At 65.8% G+C, this 24,664-nt stretch carries 24 protein-coding genes; 17 read left to right on the forward strand and 7 right to left on the reverse strand.

Annotation, left to right across the window (positions count from 1 at the left end; genetic code table 11):
• Nucleotides 1–21 precede the first annotated feature (21 nt).
• The 4 genes from glnK to G7Y82_RS06865 all read left to right on the forward strand — a co-directional run bounded on the left by glnK (nt 22) and on the right by G7Y82_RS06865 (nt 2,992).
• Nucleotides 22–360 carry a P-II family nitrogen regulator gene (gene glnK, locus G7Y82_RS06850; protein ID WP_168147289.1) on the forward strand — a complete coding sequence of 113 codons (339 nt, stop codon included), beginning with the start codon at nt 22–24 and terminating at the stop codon, nt 358–360.
• 23 nt (nt 361–383) lie between these two features.
• On the forward strand, nt 384–1,841 hold the full coding sequence (locus tag G7Y82_RS06855; protein WP_168147290.1) for an ammonium transporter: 1,458 nt from the start codon (nt 384–386) through the stop codon (nt 1,839–1,841).
• 217 nt (nt 1,842–2,058) lie between these two features.
• On the forward strand, nt 2,059–2,397 hold the full coding sequence (locus tag G7Y82_RS06860) for a P-II family nitrogen regulator (protein WP_168147291.1): 339 nt from the start codon (nt 2,059–2,061) through the stop codon (nt 2,395–2,397).
• A 163-nt stretch (nt 2,398–2,560) separates the two neighbouring features.
• The gene (locus tag G7Y82_RS06865) at nt 2,561–2,992 is read left to right on the forward strand and encodes a DUF4124 domain-containing protein (RefSeq protein ID WP_168147292.1); all 432 of its coding nucleotides are present in this window, start codon (nt 2,561–2,563) and stop codon (nt 2,990–2,992) included.
• A gap of 24 nt (nt 2,993–3,016) precedes the next feature.
• Here G7Y82_RS06865 and speE read toward each other — a convergent pair whose 3' ends face one another.
• On the reverse strand, nt 3,017–3,868 hold the full coding sequence (gene speE, locus G7Y82_RS06870; protein WP_168147293.1) for a polyamine aminopropyltransferase: 852 nt from the start codon (nt 3,866–3,868) through the stop codon (nt 3,017–3,019).
• 138 nt (nt 3,869–4,006) lie between these two features.
• Between speE and speA the strand changes: the two genes are divergently transcribed.
• Nucleotides 4,007–5,908 (forward strand): biosynthetic arginine decarboxylase, encoded by a 1,902-nt coding sequence (speA, locus tag G7Y82_RS06875; RefSeq protein ID WP_168147294.1) that lies wholly within the window; start codon nt 4,007–4,009, stop codon nt 5,906–5,908.
• A gap of 90 nt (nt 5,909–5,998) precedes the next feature.
• Here the strand turns inward: speA and epsC are convergent, their stop codons facing one another.
• The gene (gene epsC, locus G7Y82_RS06880) at nt 5,999–6,940 is read right to left on the reverse strand and encodes a serine O-acetyltransferase EpsC (protein ID WP_168147295.1); all 942 of its coding nucleotides are present in this window, start codon (nt 6,938–6,940) and stop codon (nt 5,999–6,001) included.
• A 7-nt stretch (nt 6,941–6,947) separates the two neighbouring features.
• Complete coding sequence (argH, locus tag G7Y82_RS06885; protein WP_168147296.1) at nt 6,948–8,333, reverse strand: argininosuccinate lyase; 1,386 nt, start codon at nt 8,331–8,333, stop codon at nt 6,948–6,950.
• A 112-nt stretch (nt 8,334–8,445) separates the two neighbouring features.
• On the opposite strand from argH, the gene G7Y82_RS06890 reads away from it, so the two are divergent.
• The 7 genes from G7Y82_RS06890 (at nt 8,446) to G7Y82_RS06920 (ending at nt 15,225) form a co-directional block, all read left to right on the forward strand.
• The gene (locus tag G7Y82_RS06890; protein ID WP_168147297.1) at nt 8,446–9,534 is read left to right on the forward strand and encodes a sensor histidine kinase; all 1,089 of its coding nucleotides are present in this window, start codon (nt 8,446–8,448) and stop codon (nt 9,532–9,534) included.
• Nucleotides 9,535–9,554: 20 nt separating this feature from the next.
• Nucleotides 9,555–10,295 (forward strand): LytR/AlgR family response regulator transcription factor, encoded by a 741-nt coding sequence (locus G7Y82_RS06895; RefSeq protein ID WP_168147298.1) that lies wholly within the window; start codon nt 9,555–9,557, stop codon nt 10,293–10,295.
• A gap of 67 nt (nt 10,296–10,362) precedes the next feature.
• Complete coding sequence (gene hemC, locus G7Y82_RS06900) at nt 10,363–11,289, forward strand: hydroxymethylbilane synthase (protein WP_168147299.1); 927 nt, start codon at nt 10,363–10,365, stop codon at nt 11,287–11,289.
• Nucleotides 11,286–12,044, forward strand: a complete 759-nt coding sequence (locus tag G7Y82_RS06905; protein WP_168147300.1) for a uroporphyrinogen-III synthase — start codon at nt 11,286–11,288, stop codon at nt 12,042–12,044. Before hemC ends, G7Y82_RS06905 begins: the two co-directional genes overlap by 4 nt.
• Nucleotides 12,041–13,099 (forward strand): uroporphyrinogen-III C-methyltransferase, encoded by a 1,059-nt coding sequence (locus tag G7Y82_RS06910; protein ID WP_168147301.1) that lies wholly within the window; start codon nt 12,041–12,043, stop codon nt 13,097–13,099. The genes G7Y82_RS06905 and G7Y82_RS06910 overlap by 4 nt, the downstream gene beginning before the upstream one ends.
• Complete coding sequence (locus G7Y82_RS06915; RefSeq protein WP_168147302.1) at nt 13,096–14,280, forward strand: heme biosynthesis HemY N-terminal domain-containing protein; 1,185 nt, start codon at nt 13,096–13,098, stop codon at nt 14,278–14,280. Before G7Y82_RS06910 ends, G7Y82_RS06915 begins: the two co-directional genes overlap by 4 nt.
• Nucleotides 14,281–14,355: 75 nt before the next feature.
• Entirely contained in the window at nt 14,356–15,225 is an 870-nt protein-coding gene (locus G7Y82_RS06920) for a hypothetical protein (protein WP_168147303.1), read from the forward strand.
• A 156-nt stretch (nt 15,226–15,381) separates the two neighbouring features.
• Here the strand turns inward: G7Y82_RS06920 and G7Y82_RS06925 are convergent, their stop codons facing one another.
• Nucleotides 15,382–16,401, reverse strand: coding sequence for a 2Fe-2S iron-sulfur cluster-binding protein (locus G7Y82_RS06925; protein ID WP_168147304.1), 1,020 nt, complete (start codon nt 16,399–16,401; stop codon nt 15,382–15,384).
• On the opposite strand from G7Y82_RS06925, the gene G7Y82_RS06930 reads away from it, so the two are divergent.
• On the forward strand, nt 16,400–17,287 hold the full coding sequence (locus G7Y82_RS06930; protein ID WP_168147305.1) for an SDR family oxidoreductase: 888 nt from the start codon (nt 16,400–16,402) through the stop codon (nt 17,285–17,287). The genes G7Y82_RS06925 and G7Y82_RS06930 overlap by 2 nt on opposite strands.
• 22 nt (nt 17,288–17,309) lie before the next feature.
• Nucleotides 17,310–17,735: a large-conductance mechanosensitive channel protein MscL gene (gene mscL, locus G7Y82_RS06935; protein WP_168147306.1), complete on the forward strand. Its 426-nt coding sequence runs from the start codon at nt 17,310–17,312 to the stop codon at nt 17,733–17,735.
• On the opposite strand, the gene G7Y82_RS06940 is transcribed toward mscL, so the two are convergent.
• Both G7Y82_RS06940 and G7Y82_RS06945 read right to left on the reverse strand, forming a co-directional pair.
• Nucleotides 17,713–18,918, reverse strand: a complete 1,206-nt coding sequence (locus tag G7Y82_RS06940) for an SGNH/GDSL hydrolase family protein (protein ID WP_168147307.1) — start codon at nt 18,916–18,918, stop codon at nt 17,713–17,715. The two genes, mscL and G7Y82_RS06940, sit on opposite strands and share 23 nt — an antisense overlap.
• Before the next feature lie 13 nt (nt 18,919–18,931).
• Complete coding sequence (locus tag G7Y82_RS06945; protein ID WP_168147308.1) at nt 18,932–20,116, reverse strand: MFS transporter; 1,185 nt, start codon at nt 20,114–20,116, stop codon at nt 18,932–18,934.
• Between the two features lie 113 nt (nt 20,117–20,229).
• On the opposite strand from G7Y82_RS06945, the gene G7Y82_RS06950 reads away from it, so the two are divergent.
• Both G7Y82_RS06950 and G7Y82_RS06955 read left to right on the forward strand, forming a co-directional pair.
• The gene (locus G7Y82_RS06950) at nt 20,230–21,168 is read left to right on the forward strand and encodes a LysR family transcriptional regulator (RefSeq protein WP_168147309.1); all 939 of its coding nucleotides are present in this window, start codon (nt 20,230–20,232) and stop codon (nt 21,166–21,168) included.
• A gap of 64 nt (nt 21,169–21,232) precedes the next feature.
• Nucleotides 21,233–21,724 (forward strand): DUF456 domain-containing protein, encoded by a 492-nt coding sequence (locus tag G7Y82_RS06955; RefSeq protein WP_168147310.1) that lies wholly within the window; start codon nt 21,233–21,235, stop codon nt 21,722–21,724.
• Nucleotides 21,725–21,743: 19 nt separating this feature from the next.
• On the opposite strand, the gene G7Y82_RS06960 is transcribed toward G7Y82_RS06955, so the two are convergent.
• A complete protein-coding gene (locus tag G7Y82_RS06960) occupies nt 21,744–23,582 on the reverse strand; it encodes a LysM peptidoglycan-binding domain-containing protein (RefSeq protein WP_366515626.1) in 1,839 nt (612 codons plus the stop codon).
• A gap of 134 nt (nt 23,583–23,716) precedes the next feature.
• Here G7Y82_RS06960 and pip point away from each other — a divergent pair, with 134 nt between their 5' ends.
• Complete coding sequence (gene pip, locus G7Y82_RS06965; protein ID WP_168147311.1) at nt 23,717–24,664, forward strand: prolyl aminopeptidase; 948 nt, start codon at nt 23,717–23,719, stop codon at nt 24,662–24,664.

Raw genomic sequence — 24,664 nt, forward strand, 5'->3', positions numbered from 1 at the left:
TCCGACTCAGGAGTGATTTGAATGAAACTAATCGCAGCCATCATCAAGCCGTTCAAGCTGGACGAGGTGCGCGAAGCGCTCTCGGATATCGGCGTGGCTGGCATCACGGTGACGGAGGTCAAGGGCTTTGGCCGGCAGAAGGGCCATACCGAGCTGTACCGCGGTGCCGAGTATGTCGTCGATTTTCTGCCGAAGGTGAAGATCGAGGTCGCCGTCCCGGAAGACAAGCTCGAAGCTGCCATCGATTCGATCAGTAAGGCCGCGCATACCGGCAAGATCGGCGACGGCAAGATTTTTGTGTACGAGCTTGAGCAGGCCATCCGCATCCGCACCGGCGAGACCGGCAAAGACGCGCTTTAAGTACCGAAGGGGGAACACTAATGATGCGCAAATTTCTAAGTGCCGCTGTGCTCGCGGCCGCCTTTGGCCTCGGGCCGGTTGCCTGGGCACAGGACACGACGGCTCCGGCCGACACGGCCCCGGCCGCTGCCGAAACGGCGGCTCCGGATGCCGCCACGGCCGCCGCTCCTGCGGACGACGCTGCGGCCGCAGCCGCCACGCCTGCACCGGCCGAAGAAGCGCCGGCGCCGGCTGAAGAAGCCAAGCCGACGCTGGATTCGGGCAACACCGCCTGGATGCTGACGTCGATGGCGCTGGTGCTGTTCATGACCATCCCCGGCCTGGCGCTGTTCTACGCCGGTATGGTTCGTACCAAGAACGTGCTCAGCGTGATGATGCAGTGCTTCGCGATCACGTCGCTGGTGACGATCCTGTGGGCCGTTTACGCCTACAGCCTCGCGTTCACCGAAGGCACGACGATGAACGCCATCATTGGTGGCACCTCGAAGTTCTTCATGAAGGGCATCAACGTCGAAGCGCTGTCCGGCTCGATCCCGGAAAGCGTGTTCATGTGCTTCCAGATGACCTTCGCGATCATCACCCCGGCGCTGATCGTCGGCGCGTTTGCTGAGCGCATGAAGTTCTCCGCGATGCTGGTGTTCATGACCCTCTGGCTGACGGTCTGCTACGCGCCGATCTGCCACATGGTCTGGGGCGGCGGCTGGCTCGGCAGCAAGGGCATCCTCGACTTCGCCGGCGGCACGGTCGTGCACATCAACGCCGGTATCGCCGGCCTGGTCTGCGCGCTGGTCCTCGGCAAGCGCAAGGGCTACGGCGAAACCGCGATGAAGCCGAACAACATCGGCTACACGCTGGTCGGCGCCTCGATGCTGTGGGTGGGCTGGTTCGGCTTCAACGCCGGTTCGGAACTCGCGGCTGACGGCGTTGCCGGTACGGCGATGATGGCCACGCAGATCGCGACCGCCGCTGCGGCGCTGGGCTGGATGTTCGCGGAGTGGATCGTCAGCGGCAAGCCGACCATCCTCGGTATCGCCTCGGGTGCGGTGGCTGGCCTCGTTGCCATCACGCCGGCGTCCGGCACGGCAGGCCCGATGGGCGCCATCGCCATCGGTCTGGCGGCGGGTGTGATCTGCTTCCTGGCGGCGACCAAGCTCAAGAACGCGCTCGGCTACGACGACTCGCTCGACGCTTTCGGCGTGCACTGCATCGGCGGCATCGTCGGCGCGCTGCTGACCGGTGTGTTCGCGGCCCCGTCGCTCGGCGGCTTCGGCACGGTCGGCACCGAAGGTCACAACAGCTTCGGCGCGCAGTTCACGGTGCAGGTCATCGGCGTCCTGACGACGCTGGTCTGGACCGGCGTCGGCAGCTTCATCCTGCTGATGATCACCAAGGTCGTCTGCGGTGGCCTGCGCGTCAGCGAAGAAGCCGAAGCCGAAGGCCTCGACGTCTCGCTGCACGGCGAGCAGGGTTATCACCTGTAAACCAACCGATTTCATCTCCGGTGGGTTGGGGCGGATGCGCGAGCATCCGCCCCTTTTCTTTTTTGTGCACTCCGTCACATGACTTTGGACTTTGCGTCATGCGGAGCCGCACAAGCGGCACAGGGCTTGCAAACAGCGGTGGCGGGGGTGCTGCTGGTCGTGTCATCCGCGGATGCTAGACTGCGCAGCGCAATTCGAAATAAGTAGAGAGAACGCCATGAAAATGCTGATTGCCATCATCAAGCCGTTCAAGCTCGACGCGGTCCGCGAGGCGCTGGCGGACATCGGCGTTCAGGGCATGACGGTCACCGAAGTGCGCGGTTTCGGCCGCCAGAAGGGCCACACCGAGCTGTATCGCGGCGCCGAGTACACCGTCGACCTGCTGCCGAAGGTCAAGATCGAAGTCGCCGTATCGCCGGACATGGCCGAGAAGGCCACTGATGCGATCCTCAAGGCCGCCAAGACCGGCCAGATCGGCGACGGCAAGATCTTCATGTACGACCTTGGCCAGACGGTGCGTATCCGTACCGGCGAGTCGGGAGTCGACGCCGTCTGACGCCGCATGTTGCGGATTGTCGAACCCGCCCGCGGCTTCCGCGCGGCGGGTTTTTTGTTGCCCGGACATCGGCGCTAAACACCGGCGCAGCCGCGCCCTCGGAAGCTTTGCATCGGCGACCGCGAACGGCGAGACTGATGCGCTCCCACTGTTCGGAACCGCGATGAAAACGTCCGCCCCCGCGTATCTGCTGCTGGCCGCCTGCGCCGCTCTGACTGCCGGCGCGGCATCCGCGGGGCCTGTTTACAAGTGGATCGACCCCGCCGGCCGCGTGCATTTCAGTGACACCGCGCAGCCGGGCTGGAAGCGCGTCACCGTCGGCGATGCCAATGGTGCGACGCCGGCGCCGACGGATGCCCCCGCGGCCGCGTCGGCGGATTCCTCCGACTGCCAGCAGAAGCGCGACACGCTCGACAACTACCGGCGCGCCAGCAAGATCGTCGAGCGCGATGCGCTCGGTAACGAGCACAGCTACAGCGACGACCAGAAGCAGGAACTGGTGGCGCGGGCCGAAGCGCAGGCGCGCAGTGCCTGCGGCGGCGAACTACCGGACGCGGCATCCGACGCGGACGCCAACGCGTCGGATGCGCACTGACGCCGCGCGGGCGCCGTCAGACGCTCAGGCTTTCAGCGCGTCGCGCACATAGGTCGGCAACGCAAACGCGGCGCGATGCGTGTCGGCGTTGTAGAACTTGCAGCCGAGTGCATCGATTGCCGCTTCGTCGAGGCGTGACGCCAGCGCGCCGGCCTGCTTGCAGGCGATCGAGCCCGACCACCAACCCGACGGATAGATGACCTGCGGGAAGTGCAGCAACTGCGTCTGCGCGAAACCGGCCTCGCGCATCGCGGTGTGCATTTCGGTGATCAGTTCGAGGTGCAGCAGCGGGGATTCCGACTGCTGGACCAGCATGCCGTCCGGCTTCAGGGCCTGGATGCAGTCCAGGTAGAAGCGCTTGCCGAACAGGCCCTCGGCCGGGCCGACCGGGTCGGTCGAGTCGATGATGATCAGGTCCACCGAGCCAGGCGCGACGTCCTTCATCCACTGGATGCCGTCGCCGAAGAACAGCGTCGCGCGCGGGTCGTCGTTCTTGTCGCACAGCTCCGGGAAGTACTGTTCGGACAGGCGCGTGACGCGCTCGTCGATCTCGACCTGGGTGGCCGACTTCACTTCCGGGTGCTTGAGCACCTCGCGCAGCGTGCCGCAGTCACCGCCGCCGACGATGACGACGGTCTCCGGATTCGGGTGCGAGTTCAGCGCCGGGTGCGACATCATCTCGTGGTAGAGGAAGTTGTCGCGGGTCGAGACCATCGTGCAGCCGTCGATCGTCATCAGCCAGCCGAAGGTTTCGGTCTTCCAGATCTCGATCTTCTGGTAGGGCGTCTGTTCCTCGTGCACCTTTTCGCCCTTCAGCGAAAACGCGGTGCCGGTGCTTTCCATCGGCTCGGTGAACCAGCTGCGATCCAGCGTCATGACGTCTCTCGGTTACGGCTTGGCGTGAACAATGATGGCGGGATTCCGCCGGGCGTGATGCTCGCTGTCACCATGCAGCACTTACAATGGCGGCCGCACGCCCTTAAGGCGGGCGAGTATATCGGGTGACGACGCGAAATGAATGACAAGGCGGTGGCGGTGGCGCAACACTGGGACGCGGTGCAGGCGCGCGAGTTGTACAACGTTCCGCAGTGGGGCGAGGGCTATTTCGACGTGCGCGACGGGCATGTCCATGTCCTGCCGTTTCGCGAAAAGACCCGGACGTCCATCGACCTCTACGAGCTGGCGCGACGCCTGCCCGCCGAGGGCCTGGATCTGCCGGTGCTGGTGCGCTTCGTCAACATCCTGCACGACCGCGTCGACCAGCTGACCGATGCCTTTGCGCAGGCGATCGGCGAGCTGGGCTATAACGGCCGCTACACGGCGGTCTACCCGATCAAGGTCAACCAGCAAGGCGATGTGGTCGAGCAGATCGTCGCGCATGGTGGCGAGCGCGTCGGTATCGAGGCCGGCAGCAAGCCGGAGCTGGCGGCGGTGCTCGGTCTGGCGCGCCCCGGCAGCGTCATCGTCTGTAACGGTTACAAGGACCGCGCCTATATCCGTCGCGCACTGATCGGACAGAAGCTCGGCCATCAGGTCTACATCGTCGTCGAAAAGCTCTCCGAGTTGCCGCTGCTGATCGAGGCCGCGAAGGATCTCGATGTCGCGCCGGTGGTGGGTCTGCGCGTGCGCCTGACGTCGAACTTCACCAGCACTCAGCAGAACACCGGCGGCGAGAAGGCCAAGTTCGGCCTGACCTCGTCGCAGCTGCTCGAAGCGGTGGAGATGCTGCGCGCCGCGGACCGTCTGTCGTCGGTGCAGATGATCCACTTCCACCTCGGCTCGCAGGTCGCCAATGTGCAGGACATCGCCAAGGGCCTGCGCGAGGCGGCGCGCTTTTATGTCGAACTGCGACGGCTCGGCGCGCCGATCGACGTCGTCGACGTCGGCGGCGGTCTCGGCGTCGACTACGAGGGTACCCGTTCGCGCTCGTTCTGTTCGATGAACTACTCGCTGCGCGAATACGCGCGCAACATCCTGCGGCCGTTGCAGGAGGTCTGTGCGGCGGAAGGCATGCCGGAGCCGAACGTCATTTCCGAGTCGGGCCGCGCGCTGACTGCGCACCACGCGGTGCTGATCGCCGACGTCGTCGACCGCGACGAGATTCCGCAGCAGGCGCTGGAGGCGCCGGCCACCGACGCGCCGGCGGTGCTGCACGAGCTCTACGCACTGTTCGACCAGATCGACCAGCAGGGGCCGATCGAGACGCTGCACGATGCCGCGCAGTTCTTCGCCGACGCGCAGGCGCAGTACACACTGGGGCTGCTGAACCTGCCGCAGCGCGCCTACGCCGAGCGCGCGTACTTCGCGTTGTCGCGCGCGGTGCTGCCCAAGCTCGATCCGTCGATCCGCGCGCAGCGTGATGCACTCGACGAGCTGCGTGAAAAGCTCGCGGCCAAGTATTTCTGCAATTTCTCGGTGTTCCAGTCGGTGCCCGACGCCTGGGCCATCGACCAGGTCTTTCCGATCATGCCGATCCACCGCCTCGACGAGCGCCCCGACGTTCGGGCGCGGCTCTGCGATCTGACCTGCGATTCCGACGGCCGCCTCGATCAATACGTCGATCGCGAGGGGCTGATGCCGACCTTGGCATTGCACGACTTCGAAGAGGGCGATCGTTACCTGATCGGCTTCTTCATGGTCGGCGCCTATCAGGAAATCCTCGGCGACATGCACAACCTGTTCGGCGACACCAATGCCGTCAACGTCGTGCTGGATGAGGCCGGCGGCTGGCGTCTCGAAGGTGCCGAGCTGGGCGACCGCACCGACGAATTGCTGCGCTACGTGCATTTGCTGCCGGAGCAGCTCGAAGCCGGCTATCGCGCCAAGCTCGTCGCCAGCGGTCTGCCGCAGGCCGAGCAGGACGCGCTGTACGCTGAACTCGACGCGGGGCTGTCGGGCTACACCTATCTGGGCTGATCCGGGCCGGCGCCGCGCGCTGGAGGGGCGAACGAAAGAGGCCGCCGCCGGTCATTGTGCCGGCGGCGGCCTTTGTGCTTCGCGTGCGGCTCAGGCCGAGCCGTTCTCGTGCGGATCGCGCGACTGCGAACTGGCCTGCGTGATGCTGCTGCCGGCCGGCAGGCTGCGCGTCAGCCAGACGTTGCCGCCAATGGTCGAGCCGTGGCCGATCGTGACGCGGCCGAGGATGGTCGCACCGGCGTAGATCACCACGTCGTCCTCGACGATGGGATGGCGTGGCTGGCCCTTTTCGAGCGAGCCGTCCTCGGCGGTTTCGAAGCGCTTGGCGCCGAGCGTGACGTGTTGGTAGAGCCGCACGTTCTGGCCGATCACCGCCGTCTCGCCGATCACGACACCGGTGCCGTGATCGATGAAGAAGTGCGGGCCGATGGTCGCGCCGGGATGGATGTCGATGCCGGTTTCCGAATGCGCAAGCTCGGCGACGATGCGCGCGATCAGCGGCGCACCGAGCGCATACAGCTCGTGCGCGATGCGGTGATGGACCAGCGCCAGCACGCCCGGATAGCAGAGCAGCACTTCGTCGACGCTGCGCGCCGCCGGATCGCCGCGAAACGCCGCTTCGACGTCGGTGTCGAGCAGTTGGCGCAGGCGCGGCAGCGCGTTGGCGAAGGCGGTGACGATCTCGGCGGCGCGCTGCCGCGCCTGCGCATCGCTGATCGGCGTGTCGCCGCTGCGTTCGAGGTGGCTGATCTCCAGCTGCACCTCGCAGCGCAGCGTCGTCAGCGCGCTGTCGAGGGCGTGGCCGACGAAGAAGTCCTCGCCTTCTCGGCGCAGATCGGCGGGGCCGAGGCGCAGCGGAAACAGCGCGCTGCGCAGCAGCAGGCAGACCTGATCGATCTTGTCGCGCGACGGAAATTCGCGGCTGTTGAAATCGCGGCTGCGGCCGGCACGCCAGCGCTCACGCGTCTGACGCAGCTCGGTGACGATGCGGCCGAGATCCCAATGCGGGGTGTCCGGCGTCTTGCTGTTCATGGCTACCTTATTCCTTGCGCGCACTCCGCGCGCGGGCGATCGCCGCCCGGACCTGGGCCGGGCTGGTCGCGCCGTAGTGATTGCGTGCCGCCAGCGAGCCTTCGAGCGTGATGCGCTCGTAGACGTCCTCGCCGATCAGCGGCGAAAAGCGGCGCAGTTCGCCGAGACTCAGCTCGGCGATATCGCAACCCTTGTCCTGTGCGTAGGCGACCGTGCTGCCGACGACGTGATGCGCGTCGCGGAACGGCAGGCCCTTGCCGACCAGGTAGTCGGCCAGATCGGTCGCGGTCGAGAATCCCTTGGCGGCTGCGCTTCGACAGTTGTCGCGGCGAACCTTGATCGCCGGAATCATGTCGGCGTAGACGGCCAGGCAGTTGGTGACGGTGTCGACCGTGTCGAACAGCGGCGGTTTGTCTTCCTGGTTGTCGCGGTTGTACGCCAACGGTTGGCCCTTCATCAGCACCAGCAAGGCGTTGAGATTGCCGATGACGCGGCCGGTCTTGCCGCGCACCAGCTCCGGCACGTCCGGATTCTTCTTCTGCGGCATGATCGAACTGCCGGTGCAGAAGCGGTCGGGCAGGTCGACGAAGGCGAACATCGGCGTCGACCACAGGATCAGCTCCTCGCTCCAGCGCGACAGGTGTACGAGGATCAGGCTCGCGGCGCTGCAGAATTCGAGCGCGAAGTCGCGATCCGACACCGTGTCCAGCGAATTCTCGGTGACGCCGTCGAAGCCAAGCTGCTCGGCGACGTCGTGGCGGTCGATCGGATAGACCGTGCCGGCCAGCGCTGCGGCGCCGAGCGGCAGCAGGTTCATGCGCTTGCGGCAGTCGACGAGGCGCGCGCGGTCGCGCAGCATCTGCTCGCGCCAGGCCAGCATGTGGTGACCGAAGGTGACCGGCTGTGCGATCTGCAGATGCGTGAAGCCCGGCATCACGCTGTCTGCTTCGCGCTCGGCGAGATCGAGCAGGCCATCGCCGACGCGGTCGATCAGTTGCAGCAGCTCGTCGATCACGTCGCGCACATAGAGGCGCAGATCGGTGGCGACCTGATCGTTGCGGCTGCGGCCGGTGTGCAGGCGCTTGCCGGCGTCGCCGATGGCTTCGGTCAGCCGCGCCTCGATGTTCATGTGTACGTCTTCGAGCTTCTCGCTCCACTCGAAGCGACCGGCCTCGATCTCGGCAAGGATCGCATCGAGTCCGGCGACGATCTTGTCGACGTCGGTGGCGGACAGCACGCCGACCTTGCCGAGCATGCGCGCATGCGCCTTGCTGCCGGCGATGTCCTGACGGTACAGACGGGCGTCGAAGCTCACGGACTCGGAGAACTTCTCGACGAGCGCGGACGTGGATTCGACGAAGCGGCCGCCCCAGAGCTTCTGATTGGCAGACATGGCAGGCAACAGTGAAAAAGGTCGGTGATTATAAGTTCCCGGCTTGCCGAGCGCCGCGCCGAGACGGCACAGTGTCGGCCGCCGGGGACGTCCCGGCACCAGACCTCGTGCCGTGCAGCAGATCGCGCCCTCGCGCCGCCACAGCCTCGACCTGATTCCGAACTTCTGCGAAGCGCGTCCGGTGCTGTCGCTGGCGTTCACGATGGCGGTGGTCGCGGCGGTGCTGACCCTGGCCAACGGCGGCATCGGCGCCGGCCTGCTGCAGCGCTGGCTGTTGCTGACCCTGTACCTGCAGTGGATCGGCATTTGCTCGGCAGCGACCTTGTGCTGGGCGCGGCGCTGGTTGCGCTACGCGCGCGCCGGCGTGGTGTTCTTCGTCTGCTGGGGTCTGTTGGTCGTCATTACCGCGGTGATCTCTGATCTGGCCTACCTGTTCGGCCTGTACATGCACTGGGACCTGGGGGGCTACGGCGAAGGCCGCGTCGCCTTCGTGCTGCGCCACGCGCTGATCGCCGCGTTCGTCGCATTCCTGCTGTTGCGCTACTTCTGGGTGCGCAACCAGTGGTCGATGCAGGTCCGCGCCGAAGGTGAAGCGCGTTACCAGGCACTCAATGCGCGCATCCGCCCGCACTTCCTGTTCAATTCGCTCAACAGCCTGGCGGCGCTGATCCAGGTGCGCCCGGACGAAGCGGAGATGATGGTCGAGGATCTTGCCGACCTGTTTCGCGCCAGCCTCGGCAAGGGCTTGCAGGTGGCGCCGCTGCTTGAAGAGATCGGCCTGTGTCATGCCTATCTGCGGATCGAGAAGCTGCGTCTTGGCGAGCGACTGATCGTCGAATGGGACGTGCCGGAAGATGTGCTCGAATGGCAGGTGCCGAAGCTGATCTTGCAGCCGGTGATCGAGAATGCCGTGCACCACGGTATCTCGCGTCTGTCGCAAAGTGGGGTCGTGCGCATCGCCGCGCGTGAGATCTTCGGGCGATTGGTGATCGAGGTCAGCAACCCGATGGCCGACTCCAATCAGCCGGAGCGTCAGGGCAATCGCGTCGCCACCGACAACATTGCCCAACGCCTCAAGCTGATTTACGGTGGCGGGGCGCGGCTGGAGTTGGGCCGCGATCTGCGGTTGGAAGGCGGGGTGTTTCGGGCGCGACTGGTGCTGCCGCGTATGATGCGGCCGGAAGCGACTTCGGCTGCTTAGTGCGAAGAGGAGAAACAAGAATGCGCGTCGTGATCGTGGATGACGAACCCTTGGCGCGGGAACGCGTCAAGCGTCTGCTGCAAGAATTTCCGGGGTATGAAATTGTCGGCGAGGCCGACAACGGCGAAACCGCGCTCGACGTCATCGACGACGAGGAGCCGGATTTGGTCCTGCTCGACATTCGCATGGGCGGCATCGACGGTTTGCAGGTCGGTCGTCAGCTTGCCGAAATGGACATGCCGCCGGCGGTGATCTTCACCACCGCATATTCGGAGCACGCGTTGTCGGCGTTCGACGCCAACGCGTCGGCCTATCTTCTCAAGCCGATCCGCATGGAGAAGCTGCGCGACGCGCTACAGCGTGTGCGCAAGCCGACCCGCGCGCACAAGCCGTCGTCGGTGGTGGACACCAGCTCGCAGCTCAAGCGCGAATTCATTCTGGCGACGACGCGCGACGGCCTGATCCGCGTGCCGACGCAGGAAGTGGTCTACTTCCTGGCCGATCAGAAGTACACGACTGTCGCGCACATGCACGGCGAAGTGCTGATCGAGGAATCGCTAAAGACGCTTGAGGACGACCTGCAGCCGCAGTTTCTGCGTGTGCATCGCAAGGCTTTGGTCAACACCAAGTTCATCGCCAGTCTCGAACGCGACCGGCACGGCGAACAGCATCACTGGCTGAAAATGAAGCACGCCGCGCAATCGCTGCCGGTGTCGCGCCGCCGGCTCGCCGAGGTCAGACGGTTTCTGACCGAAGCTTGAGTGGTGGGGGCGATTGGCGGCTGGCGCCAGTCGCCCCGCCACGCTCCCACCCTCCATCACACATCGCATGCTTCTGAAAATCGCAACGCGTGAGTCACCGCTCGCCCTGTGGCAGGCCGAGCACGTCAAAGCCCGGCTCGAAGCCGCGCATCCGGGCCTCGACGTCAGTCTGGTGCCGATGACGACCCGCGGCGATCAGCTGCTGTCGAGTCCGCTGGCGGCGGTTGGCGGCAAGGGCCTGTTCGTCAAGGAACTCGAACAGGCGATGCTTGAATCGCGTGCCGACATCGCCGTGCACTCGATGAAGGACGTGCCGGCGCAGCAGCCGGACGGGCTGGTGCTGGCGGCGTTCATGACCGGGGAGGATCCGCGCGACGCGTTCGTCTCGAATCGCTTTGCCGGACTCGATGCCTTGCCGGACGGCGCCGTGGTCGGCACGTCGAGCCTGCGCCGTCAGGCGCAGCTGCGCGCGATGCGCCCCGATCTGACGGTGCGCGATCTGCGCGGCAATCTCGGTACACGGCTGCGCAAGCTCGACGAGAACCACTACGACGCGATCCTGCTCGCGCACGCCGGGCTGGTGCGGCTCGGTCTGGGCGAGCGTATCCGCGAAAGCTTCGATGCGGCGCGCTTCGTGCCGGCCATCGGCCAGGGCATCATCGGCATCGAATGCCGTGACGGCGATGCGCGCACGCACGCACTGCTGGCGCCGTTGGCCGACGCCGCTTCGGCGGCGCGCTTGGCCGCAGAGCGCGCGATGAATGCACGGCTCGGCGGCGCATGCCAGGTGCCGGTGGCGGGACACGCCTATATCGACGGCACGCGCCTGCGGCTCGACGGCCTGGTCGGCGCCCCGGACGGTTCGCGGCTGATCCGCGAACAGATCGAGGGGCCGGTGGCCGATGCCGCCGCACTTGGCGACGCGCTGGCGACGCGGCTGTTGGCGCAAGGCGCGCGCGACATCCTCGCGGCGCTCGGTATCACGGTGACGTGAGCGCCGACGCCACGCTGCAGGGCGTACGCGTGCTGGTCACGCGGCCAGCGGCGCAGGCGGCCTCGCTGACCCGGCTGCTTGAATCGCGCGGCGCGCAGGCGTTGCCGCTGCCGCTGCAGACGATCGAAGCGGTTCGCCAGCCGGCGGCCGCGGCGCGCGCACTCGAGCAGGCTGCGGCCGCCGACGCCTGGATCTTCACCAGCGCCAATGCGGTCCAGTTTGCGCAACGCCTGATGCCGGGCGACTGGCCGCCACTCTTCGCGGTCGGCTCGGCGACCGCCGCGGCCTTGCTTGCGCAGGGGCGCGACGTCGATCTGCCAGACGGCGCCTATTCGAGCGAGGGCCTGCTGGCGCTGCCGGCATTGCAGTCGGTGCAGGGGCGCCGCTACGCGATCGTGACCGGCGAGGGTGGCCGCGAGCTCCTGGCGTCGGCGCTGCGCGCGCGCGGCGCGCAGGTCGATGTGATTGCGGTCTACCGGCGCATCGCCCTGCCGTACGCGCCGGCCATGGTCGCGCAGGTGGTCGGTGACGCGGACGCGGCCATCGTCACCAGCGGCGAGGCGCTGACGCGGCTGGTCGATCTATTGTCGGAAACGCCGGCGCGGGCGACTCTGCAGCGGCTGCCGCTGGTTGTGCCAAGCCAGCGTGTGGTAGAACACGCGCGGCAACTCGGCTTTCGCACCACGCCGATGGTGCCGGACCAGGTTGCCGATTCCGCTTTTGTCCAATGTCTGGAACAGTGGCACCGATCGTGACCGACGAACAATCCGAGACCGCCGAATCGCCCGCCGCCGAGCACCCGCCGCACGGTGGTCTGCGCTGGCTGTTCTCGCTGATGCTACTGGCGATCGTCGTCGGTGGCGGCGCCTGGCTTTATCTGCGCATTTCCGACTACTACCACGGTCAGGCCGACGCGCTGCAGCGCATGACGCACGACCTCAATGCGCTCGAGGTGCAGTCCGACAAGCTCGCCTCGCAATCGCGCGATCTGCAGGCGACCGAGCAGCGTGATGCGTCCCAGCTCGAGCAGATGGGCAAGCGCATCGACGCGCATGACCAGCTGGTCGGCCAGCTGCGCGAACAGATTGCCGGCGGCCGCGAGCGCTTCCAGCTGGTCTCGATCGAACAGCTGTTGCTGCTCGCCAATGACCGCTTGCAGTTGGCGCGTGACGTGCCGGCCGCTGTTTCGGCGATCGACGAAGCCGATTCGCGTCTCGCGGCGCTCAAGGAGCCGCGCCTGCTGCCGGTGCGTCAGGCGCTGGCGCAGGAGAAGGCCGCACTGCAGGCGGTGCCGTTGCCGGACTACCAAGGCGCAGCGCTGACACTGTCGAGCCTGATCCAGCGCGCGCCGCACCTGCCGCTGCTGGCGCGCGCACCATCGCGCTTCGAGGCGGTTGCGCAACGCACCGACGTTGCGGCCGATGCGCCGTGGTACGCGCGCGCCGGGGCGTCGATCCGGGAGGCGTTGTCGAGCATCTTTACCGTGCGCCACGACACCGGCCCGTCGCCACACCTGCTCAGTGCCGAGCAGGAGACCTTGGTCGTGCAGGTGCTGGCACTGAAGCTGGAAGGCGCCCGTGTCGCCTTGCTGCGCGGCGATACGACCAGCTTCCGCGATCTGTGTGAATCCGCATCGCATTGGCTCGACACCTATTTCCAGGGCGACGATCCCGGCGTGGCGGCTGCGCACGCCGAGCTTGAACGGTTGCAGCCGCTCGACCTGTCGCCGCCGCTGCCGGACATCAGCCGTAGCCTCGGTCTGCTGCGCGCCTTCATGAAGCAGCCCGAACCGGCCAGCGCCACGCCATGATCCGGACGCTGATCTTCGCGCTCGTCGTGCTCGCCTGCGGAGCGGCGGCGGCGTTCTATCTGCGCAGCGAAACCGGCTATGTGCTGATCAGTTTCCATCATTGGGTGGTCGAGACTTCGGTGCTCGGCCTGCTGGTCGGCATCGCCGGTGTGCTGTTTGCCGCCTGGGTGCTGTTCCGGCTGGTCGTTGCCGGCGTGCGGCTGCCGGTGACGGTGCAGCGCCTGCTGGCGCGGCGCCGTGAGGAAAAAGCGCAACAATCGTTCGAGGCCGGTTTGCTGCGCCTACTCGAAGGCAACTGGAAGCGTGCCGAGATCGAGTTGGTACGCCGCGCTGCCGATCACCACGCCGGTCACCTGAACTATCTGGCCGCGGCACGCGCCGCGCAGCGTCTCGGTGCCGGCGAGCGTCGCGATCACTATCTGCGACTGGCCAGCGAGATCGCGCCGGAGATGGAATTCGCGACGCTGTTGACGCAAACCGAGCTGCAGATCGAGCGCGGCGAATTCGCCGCCGCACGCGACACCGCATTGAAGCTGCGTGGCATCAATGCCCGCCATCCGTATGCGGCCGAGATGCTCGCGGTCAGCTACGAGGGCTTGTGCTCGTGGGAGTCGCTGCGCCAACTGTTGCTCGAATCCGGCATGCGCGAGCTGCTCAGTGAAGAGCGCTATCGCGAGCTGCTGACGCATGCGCTCATCGAATGCCTGATCGATGGCCAGCGTCTGGCGCGGCTCGATCGCCTGAAGGTCGTCTGGGACGCAACGCCGCGCGACTTTCGCCGTATTCCCGCCGTGCGCAACGAGTATGTGCGCGGTCTGGCGAGGCTGAATGCGCATGCCGAGGCCCTGGCTTTCGCCAGCGACGTGCTGAACAAGGATTGGGATGCCGATCTGGCGGCGCTGTACGGCGAGCTGCACGCGGCCGAGCCGCTGACGCAGCTGGCGGCGATCGAAGGCTGGCTCAAGCAATACGGCGAGCGGCCGGAGCTGCTGATCACTGCCGGCCGGGTCTGTTTGCGCAACAAGCTGTGGGGCAAGGCGCGCAGCTATCTCGATGCGGCCCTGCGCGTTGCTCCGTCACCAACCGCCTACCTTGAACTGGCGCGTCTGTGCGAGCAGACCCAGAATAGCGAGGAAGCGCAGCGGTTCTACCGGCAGGGCCTGGAGTTTGCCGTAGCATAATTTGAACGGCTGGAGAAGATCGGGTCGAATATTTGTCCTGAGGCAGCGCCAGTTATGAAAAATCGGGAGTGCGCTTTGTATCGTAACAAGATGCTGGGCTGTAACCTTGCTATCGGACTGCTGATGTTAGGTGTCAGCCTGAGCAGCGATGCGGAATCAGGGACGTTGGGGGCGCAGGATGTCACGGCGCTATTCGACAATACGGCTACTGAAGATGCACGACAACAGGCGCTACAAGATGCAGAGCAACTTGCCGATAAAAAGGATGCGCAGGCTTTGTACCTGCTCGGAACGCTTTACGCTTGGGGCAAGAGAGGGCCAGCAAAGTTGGTCGACGAGGATGACGCTAAGGCGGCGCGCTATCTGAGCAATGCCGTAGTGGGTGGGCAGCTGGACGCGCTCCCTCGTCTTATAGAGGTGGAACTCAAGCTGGGAGAGCCAAGGGAAGCGGCAGTATGGGCAGTGGTGAATGCTCACTTCAGCGATCTAAATAGAGATGAAGGTAGTGGCGTGCCAGATGTGGAAGCTGGTCTTGCCGGAAATCTGCTTGAGCGTTGCAAAAAGGCGCTTGGAAGTGCCTACGATGAAAAAGCTGTTGCAGGGGATGCCGCTGCAGTCATTAATCAATTTGGGTTAGGGGGGCGTCACACGGCGACGGGAAGCGCCCCCCTGTCGGCTAAGGACATCCGTGCTGCGCGCTTAGTCCTGTCACAGTGTGCGAAGGCAATTGTTGCCCCCCCAAGTTCGCCCTTATTCTCGGCGCGCCTTGCTTTTATCATCGACGAGCGCGGGAGCCTCGTGCGTGTGCTGCTTGTCGATGAGCAGCCGGACAGTGTCCCGATTGAGTCCTCACAGCTCAATAAAATAAAGCCCAAATTTAGCCCATCATCAACCGGAAGCGGCGACCGCTACCAAATGTTCACTGTTTATCACCTGGATCTCTAATGAAGAGTCGGAGTTGGCTGCCCACAACATCAGCTGGGCAGTAATCGATCCAATATTCGGCTGCGATGACGCAGCCGCTTGTGATCATCGGTCTTATGTACTCAGGCTAACCCGGTTTGATCAGGGAGGCTTCTTGCGCTAGCTGTATCTACGCAGTTAGCCCAGCGTCGGCCAGGTCTGGAAGGCGTAGTCGAACGAATCGTAATAAAGATGATCGGCGTCGAGTCCGGCGCCGAGTGCAGCATCCTTGCCGGCCCGCACCATCGCCGGCGGACCCGACAGATAAACCTCGTGCTGCGAGAGGTCGGGGTAGGCGGCCAGGACTGCTTCGTGGACGAAGCCGCGGGCGCCGGCCCATTCGGCATCCGGCTCCGACAGCACCGGCGTGTAGCGGAATTCGGGATGGCGCGCCGTCCATTCCTGCAGGCTGGCATCGAGATAGAGATCGCGCAGGCTGCGCGCGCCCCAGAACAGATGCGCCGGCCGGCCGCTGCCGCGCGCGAGCAGCTCGTTGAGCATCGCGTGAATCGGCGCCGCGCCAGTGCCGCCAGCGACCATGATGAGCGGGCGCGTCGATTCGTCGCGCAGGTAGAACGCGCCCAGCGGTCCTTCGAGGCGCAGGATCGCGCGGTCCGGCATTTCGTTGGCGGCCCAGTTCGCAAAGCGGCCGTTCGGCGTGACGCGAATGTGCAGTTCCAGCGTTTCGCCATTCGGCTTGTTGGCGATCGAGAAGCTGCGTCGCCGGCCGTCGCCGATCAGCAGATCGATGTACTGGCCCGGCAGGTACTGGAAATCGTCGCCGCGTGGCAGCTTCAGCGTCAGCCCGAGGACGTCATGTGCGAGCCAGGTCTTGGCTTGCGCGCGAACCGGCAGCTGGCGCGGCCGCATGTTGTCGATCTGCACCGGCTGATGCAGCTCGATCGTCAGGTCGCTCGTCGGGCGCGCGAGGCACATCAGGATGTAGCCGGCATCACGCTCGGCCGGCGACAGCGACGGTGGTTCGACAGCGTAGTCGATGCTGCCGGCCGACAGGCGCACGCGGCACGACGCGCAGCCGCCGGACTGGCAGCCGAACGGCAGCGCCAGGCCGTGACGCAGGCCGGCGGCGAGGATGGTTTCGTCGTCCTCGACGGTGAAGCGCTGGGGGCGGTCGGACAGGTAGACTTGATGGGTCATGGGCGCATCGGTTGAAGAACTGCAGGTCGCGTTGCCGCCAGCGGCGTTGATTGCCGGATGCGGCGACATCGGCCTGCGCGTCGCGCAGCGTTTGCGTGCAATGGGCCGCGAGGTTACGGCAATCGTCCGCAGCCAGCAAAAGAACGTTTCGCTGGCCGCAGCCGGAATACGCACGCGCTTCGAGGATCTCGATCAGCCGCAGGATGCCGGCGACTGGCCGCTGTTGTTCTGGTTCGCGCCGCCACCGGGCAGCGGCGCGCAGGACATGCGTCTGCGCGGCTGGCTGGCGGCGCAGCGCGGCCGGATCGCGCGGGTCGTCTACATCTCGACGCCGGCGGTCTACGGCGACTGTGACGGGCGTTGGGTGGACGAGGATGCGCCGCTGGTACCGCAGAGCGAGCGTGGTCGCCGTCGTCTCGACGCCGAACAGGCGTGGTGTGACTGGCAGGCCGCCGGTGGCGGCGAGGTGATGACCTTGCGCGTGCCGGGTATCTACGGTCCGGGGCGACTGCCGGTCGAGCGCCTGAAGAAAGGCCTGCCGGTGGTGTGCGACGAACAGTCCCCCTACACGAACCGCATTCATGCCGACGATCTGGCCGAGGCCGCGCTGCGCGCGGCGGCGTTCGGTCGTGGCGGACGCGCCTACAACGTTTCGGACGGTACGCCGACGACCATGGCCGATTACTTCCTGCGCAGCGCCGCGCTGCTGGGTTTGCCGGCCCCGCCGCAGTTGCCGCTGGCCGAGGCACGCCATGTGCTGACGCCGGCCATGTGGTCGTTCATCGCAGAATCAAAGCGTCTCATTACACTGCGGCTGCGAGACGAACTCGGTTTCGCTCCGCGTTACCCCGATCTGGTGTCGGGCTTGCCGAGCTGTCTTCCGTGAAATCACAAATCAGGAGATGTCGATGGGGATGATGAAGGAGTTCAAAGAATTTGCGATGCGGGGTAACGTCATCGACCTTGCGGTCGGTGTCGTGATCGGCGGTGCGTTCGGCAAGATCGTGTCGTCGTTCGTCGCCGATCTGATCATGCCGGTGCTGGGTCTGCTGGTGGCCAACGTCAACTTCTCCAAGCTGGCGATCACCCTCAAACCGGCAGTCGGCGATACGCCTGCCGTTCTGTTCGCCTACGGCCGCTTTCTGCAGAACGTGCTCGATTTCGTCATCGTCGCGTTTGTGATCTTCCTGTTCGTGAAACTGGTCAACAACCTCCGTCGCCGCCGTGAGGCCGAGGTGGCTGCCGCGCCGCCGCCGCCGCCCCCGCCGCCGCCGGCTCAGGAAGTGCTGCTGGCCGAGATTCGCGACCTGCTCAAGCAGCAGAAGCAGGGCTGAGCGCGGCGCCGGGCGCTTGCGGTTCGAGTGACTGCAAGCGCTCGGCGACGAGTTCGGCCATGCGCCGATTGCCGGCGTCACCGGGATGCAGATGGTCTCCGGAATCGTAGGGTGGGTACAGCCGCGTCGGACACTGCGGGTCGAGCAGCGCGGCGTCGAAATCGACGACGGCATCGAACGCACCGCTGGTTCGGATCCAGTCATTGAGCGCGCGGCGCAGGGCATCGCCTTGCGGGCGGTAATAGCGATCGAACGGCGTGTCCGGCAACGCGCCCTCGAACGGCGTCAGCGTTGCACCGATGACGTGCGCGCCGCGCATGCGCCCGCGCTCGATCAGCTGCAATAGCCCCGCGCTGAGTGCCGCCAGGGTTGGCGTTGCCTCGTCAGGTGCGAAGGGGTGTCCGGGCCAGGTGATGTCGTTGATGCCGAGCAGGACGACGATGGCCGTCAGGTTCGGCTGTGCGAGGACATCGCGGTCATAGCGGGCCAGGGCATTGACGCCCATGCGATCACGCAGCAGCCGACCCCCGGAAATGCCGGCATTGAGCACCGCCCAGGCCGGTGCTTGCAGCTGTTCGGCCAGGGCGTCGGTCCAGCGCCGGTCTTGGTCGATGCTGGCGCCGTTGCCGTCCGTCGTCGAGTCACCGATCGCCACGATCGTCCGCGTCGCTATCGAGGTTTCGACCTGGACGTCGCGAATGAACAACCAGGCCGACAGCGTCGACGCCGTATCGAAGTCGGCGCGCACGCTCTGGTCACCCTCGCCGACGTGGGTTGTGCGGCGTGCATCCCAGTGAAAGGTGCTGGGCGCGGTGGCGCGCGGCAGGTAGAGGCTGACCGCGAGCGTGGCCAGCGGCGGTACTTCCAGTTCGATCGGGTCGCTGAGCAACGGCGCGCCGGGCGGAATCACGGCTTGTGCGTCACTCCCGAAGTGCAAGGCGCGCAGCGTGCCGGGAACGATCGAGTGGCCGTCGTGCGTCAGGCCAACGCTGGCGCCGCCAATGTGCAGCGGCTGCCGGCCATATTCGTTCGACAGCGCAATACGCAATCGCCCACCGCCGACGCTGAGCCGCAGGCTCTGACGCAGCGTTTGCCCGAGGAAGTTGAACGGCAAACCGGTCGGCAACGGGAAGTCGCCTTGCCACAGCGGCTGCGGACTCGCGGTCCAGCTGGTGATCCACATGATGGGTCTCCGGTCAGCCGACCACGCTGTTGGCGGCGACGATGTCGCGGCGCTTCGAAGCCAGGCGCAGGCTCAGGACGGCGACGCCCAGGCCAGCCAGCGGCAACAGTGCCGCGACCCAAGGCAACGCAACGAGGCCGCCGCCGTGTTCGATGACCGCGCCGCCGAGCCAGGCGCCGAAGGCATTGCCGAGGTTGAATGCGGCGATGTTGAAGCTCGACGCCAGGCTTTGGCCGGCACCGTCGGCCTGTTCGAGCACCCACAGCTGCAACGGCGGCACGGTGGCGAATGCGGTGGCGCCGAGCAGGCCGACAAAGATCAGCATCGCGCCGCGGTGGTGTACGGCCAGCCCCATCAGTGCCAGCGTCACGGCCAGCGCCGCGAGGCTCCCGAGCAGGGTAGCGACCAGATGCCGATCGGCGAGTTTGCCGCCGACCAGGTTGCCGATCACCAGGCCGCCGCCGAACACCAACAGGATCGGCGAGACGGCCCGATCGCTGTACCCGCTGATCTGTGTCAGCAGCGGTGCGATATAGGTGAACAGCAGGAACGTGCCGCCGAAGCCGAGCACCGTCGTCAGCAGGCCGAGCGCGACCGGGCCGCGTGCCAGAACGCGCAGATCGGCGCGCCAGTCGCCGGCGTCCGGCGCCGCCGCGTTGGACGGCACCAGCGCGGCGATCACAGCCAGTGCCACCAGACCGATCGCCGACACCGCCCAGAACGTTGCGCGCCAGCCATCGTGCTGACCGAGCCAGGTGCCGAACGGCACGCCGAGGATGTTGGCGATGGTCAGGCCGGTGAACATCAGGGCCACGGCCGAGGCGCGTTGGTCGGCGCGGACCAGCGAAGTTGCGACCACCGAGCCGACGCCGAAGAAGGTGCCGTGCGCGAAAGCGGTGACGATGCGCGCCAGCATCAGCAGCGAGTAAGTCGGTGCCAGCGCACAGGCAAGATTGCCGATGGTGAAGATCAGCATCAGCAACAGCAGCGCGCGCTTGCGCGGCCAGCGCGCGGTCGCCACCGTCAGCAGCGGCGCGCCGACAACGACGCCCAGGGCATAGCCGGTGATCAACAGTCCGGCGCGTGCCACCGAGACGCCGAAATCGTGACCGACGTCGAGCAGCAGGCCCATGATGACGAATTCCGTGACACCGATGCCGAATGCGCCGACGGCGAGGGCATAAAGGGCGAGAGGCATGGACAGGCTTCCAATCGAAACGGGCGCACAGCATGCCGGCCCGCCTGACTTGTGAATATCATGCACGCCGTCAAAATACTCGTGCATTGAATTCACGAAAGAGTGACTGACGCATGGACAACCGTATTGGCGAGATGGAGGTCTTTGTGCAGGCGATCGAGCGCGGCAGCTTTGCTGCTGCGGCCAAGGCGCTGCGACTGACGCCGTCCGCGGCGAGTCGCACGGTTGCCCGCATCGAAGCGCGACTCGGGACCCGTCTCGTTGAGCGCACCACGCGGGCATTGAAGCTGACCGCCGAAGGTGAAACCTATCTGGCCCGTGCCCGGCAAATCCTCGCCGATGTCGATGATGTCGAACGCAGTCTGACGGCGGCTGGCGCTGCGCCACGCGGCAAGTTGCGTGTCAGTTGCACGGTCATCTACGGGCTGCGTTACGTCGTGCCGGCACTGCCGGCGTTCTTGGCGCAGCACCCGCATGTGGTCGTCGATCTGACCCTCAGTGATGACGTCGTCGACCTGATCGAAACCCGGGTCGACGTGGCGATCCGCGTCGGCCGTCTGCGCGACTCGAACCTGCACGCGCGTCAGCTCGGCCGGTCGAGCGTCGTCACCGTCGCGGCGCCGACGTATCTGGCGCGCGCCGGGACACCGCGGGTGCCGGCCGATCTCGCGCATCACGATTGCCTGCATTTCAATTTCCGCCGCGCCTACGATGGCTGGCGCTTCCGTAGCGGTCGCCGCATCGTCACGCAGGCGGTCAGTGGCAGCTTTCTGGGGAACTCCGGCGAAGCCTTGCGGCAGATGGCACTGGCCGGGGCCGGCATCGCGCAACTGGCGCGCTTCGATGTCGAGGATGACATTCGAGCCGGGCGGCTGGTGTCGCTGCTCGAGGCCCACGACGCCGGCGAGGTGCGCGAGATTCACGCGCTGTACGTCGGGCACGCGAGCCCGTCGCTGCGGGTACGCGCGTTCGTCGACTTTCTCATCGAGCACGCGACGATCGATTGCACCACGCCGGTGGCCGCCAAGGCGGCGCGCGCCAAGCGGCGCTGACGACAGCGCGATCGCGCAGCGACTATGCTGCGCGCAGCTCGGACGACGCAGGGCGTACATCTTCATGGAAACGGTCTGGCCGGTACTCGGCATCATTGCGGCGATCCTGCTGATCGTCGTTGGTCTGATCGGCACGCTGTTGCCGATCGTGCCTGGTGCGCCGCTGGTGTTCTTCGGACTGTGGCTGATCGCGCTGGTCGACCACTACCAGCACATTGGCTGGCCGACGCTGACCTTGCTCGGTGCCATCGTCGTCGTCACCGTGATCGTTGATTTCGTCGCGTCGGCGGTCGGCGCGAAGAAGGTCGGTGCCAGCCGTCAGGCGGTGACCGGTGCGCTGCTCGGCAGCATCATCGGCATGTTCTTTGGCATTCCGGGGCTCTTGCTCGGGCCATTCATCGGTGCCGTGGTCGGCGAGCTGATGGCCCAGCGGCAGGTCGAGCGGGCGACGACGGTCGGTATTGCGACCTGGCTGGGGCTGCTGGCGGGCAGCATCGCCAAACTGGCGTTGTGCCTGGCGATGCTGCTGATCTTCGCGTTCGCGTGGTGGCTGTAGGCGCCGACGCGCAGGGCACTCAGCTGTCGAGCGGGACCTTCAGGGTCTGGCCGACGCGCAGCACCGAGCCCTTGATGCCGTTGGCACTGCGCAGCGCCGAGATGCTGGTGTTGTAACGCTGCGCGATGCCGCTGAGCGTCTGGCCGCTGCTGACGCGATGCAGGCGGTAGCGGGCCGGAATCCGCAGTTTCTGCCCGATGTGCAGAACCGAGCCGCGAATGCTGTTGGCGTCGCGCAGATCGCTGAGGCTGACGTTGTATTGCTGGGCGATGCCGGTCAGGGTCTGGCCGCGGCGTACCTCATGCACGAGATACTGCTGCGCCGCGCCCTGCTGGCGCGCCGCATCGTTCTCGCGCTGCGTTTCGCGCGCTGCATCGAGGCGCTGCTCCAGGGTCTGTGTCGGCTTCGATTCGCCGACAGCGACGGTGATCGGCCCCGGGCGCGCCTCGGTCTTCGGCGGGATCTTGAGGATTTGTCCGATGCGCAGCATGCTCGCCGAACGCAAGCCGCTGGCGCGCATGATCTCGTGCATGCTGACGTCGTGGTGGCTGGCGATGGTGCTGAGATTGTCGCCGCGACGGACGCGGTAGAGCTGGAAATAAACACGCTGCTGGTCGAAGCGCTCGTGCGCGCCGAGTTTGGCGTAGCCGACCTCGAAGGCGCGGGCGCTGCCGTAGGGCACACGAATCAGGTGGTTCGGCGGCACGTACAGCTTGCCTTCGATCACCTCCGGGCGATACGCCGGATTGAGGCGCCGGAAGACGTCGTCACTGGCGCCGCAGAGCCGGCGCAGCGTGTCATACGGTACGTAGTTCTTGGTTTCGACGACCTCGAATTCGAGCGGCTTGGCGCGGTCAGCGACGGCCGTACGTGTGCGATAGGCATGTTCGACGTCGATCGCGGCAAGAAATTCGGCGTAGTAGTTCTTCGAAGCGAAGCCGAAACGACGGCTGTCGTAGTGATCGATCAGGTCCATCAGCGTCTTGCCGTGGACGCTGTCGAGCGCGCGGGCGATGCCGTTGCGCCCGTAGTTGTAGGCCGTGATCGCCAGCGGCCAGTCGCCGAGCTTGTCGTGATCGTCACGCAGATGGCGCGCCGCCGCGTCGGTCGACGTCCACGGATCGCGACGGTCGTCGACGATATCGTTGAGGCGCATATAGGCGCGCGCCGACGAGGGAATGAACTGCCAGATGCCAGCGGCGCCGGCGCGCGAATACGCGTCGAGGTTGAAGCTCGATTCGACCAGCGGCAGACGCGTCAGCAGCTTCGGCAGTGAATAGCCGGCAAAGGTCTGCTCCATCGACGGCAGGTAGCGGTCCGATACTTCGAGTGCGTGTTCGGTGCGCTCGCGCAGGCCGTGCTGGACACGGAAGGTGCCGATCGCATCCTTGAACTTGCTGCGGCCCGGCACGTCGGCGAACAGGTCGTAGAGCCGGCGCTCGTCAGCGGTCATCTGGTCCGGCGCGTCCTGCTTGGCGTCGAGACGCTTGAGCAGCTGGTCGACCTCATCCTCGGCGTCCTGCTCGTGCTTGCGGCGCAGCTTGTTGAACGCGTAGTCCGAGTCGGGCTGCGAATACGAGCGAAAGTCCAGGACCTTGAAGATCTTGTTCGGATAGACCGACGAGTGGACGATGCTCTGCTTCTCGGAGTACTGGGCGAAGATCTTGGTCCAGAACTTCACCGACGGCGTCAGCGCTTGATAGCGTGGGAAGCGGTTGTCGACGACCGGCAATGGGCTTTCGGCGTCGCTGCTGCCACCCGAAGGCGGCGCGCTGGCGTTGGCCTGCGCGTAGGTCGTCGGAACCAGTCCTGCAGCGAGCAACATCGTGATCGCCGCCGCCCTCGTCAATCTGTACACCTGTACTCCCGCCAGAAACGCTGGCCATCCACCAATAGATGCCTTCAGTTGATGTTAAGGCGATGGCTCGCAGGCAGCAATCGGCTTGGGCGTTATAAGCTAGCCGCTCATCCGTCAGAAAAATCGCACTCGTCATGCCACAGCCGTACCCGCCGATCGAGCCGTACAAGACGCACCGCCTCAAGGTTTCCGCCCTGCACGAAATTTACGTCGAAGAAAGCGGCAATCCCGATGGCGTGCCGGCGGTATTCGTGCACGGTGGGCCGGGCGGCGGCACCGAACCCTGGCACCGGCAGTTCTTCAATCCGCAGAAATATCGCATCGTGCTGTTCGATCAGCGTGGCTGCGGCCGCTCGACGCCACATGCGGAGCTGCGCGAGAACACCACCCACGACCTGATCGCCGACATGGAGCGCATTCGCGAGCTGCTCGGCATCCGTCAGTGGGTCGTGTTCGGCGGTTCGTGGGGCTCGACGCTGGGGCTGGCCTATGCGCAGGCGCATCCGCAAGCCTGCAAGGCGCTGGTGCTGCGCGGCATCTTCCTGCTGCGACGCAAGGAGATCGAGTGGTTCTACCAGGAAGGCGCGAACTGGATTTATCCGGACACCTGGGAGGCTTATGAGGCACAGATTCCGGAGGCCGAGCGCGGCGACTTCGTGTCCGCGTACTACCAGCGACTGACCAGCGACAACGCCGCGACGCGAGCCGCCGCCGCCAAGTCCTGGAGCATCTGGGAAGGCTCGACCAGCAAGCTGTTCCAGAACCTCGACATGGTGCACCGCTTCGGCGAGAGCAAGTTCGCCGAAGCCTTCGCGCGCATCGAGTGTCACTACTTCACGAACAAGGGCTTCTTCGAGCGCGACGATCAGTTGCTCGCCAACATCGATCGCATCCGCCACATCCCCGGCGTCATCGTCCAGGGGCGCTATGACGTGGTCTGCCCGATGCGTTCAGCCTGGGATCTGCATCGCGCCTGGCCGGAAGCCGCCTTCGAGGTCGTTGCCGACGCCGGCCATGCCGCCAGCGAGTCCGGCATCCTGTCGAAGCTCGTCGAATGGACCGACCGTTTCGCGGCGAGCTGA

The sequence above is a fragment of the Solimonas marina genome (genome assembly GCF_012241385.1).
GTDB classification, from domain to species: domain Bacteria; phylum Pseudomonadota; class Gammaproteobacteria; order Nevskiales; family Nevskiaceae; genus Solimonas; species Solimonas marina.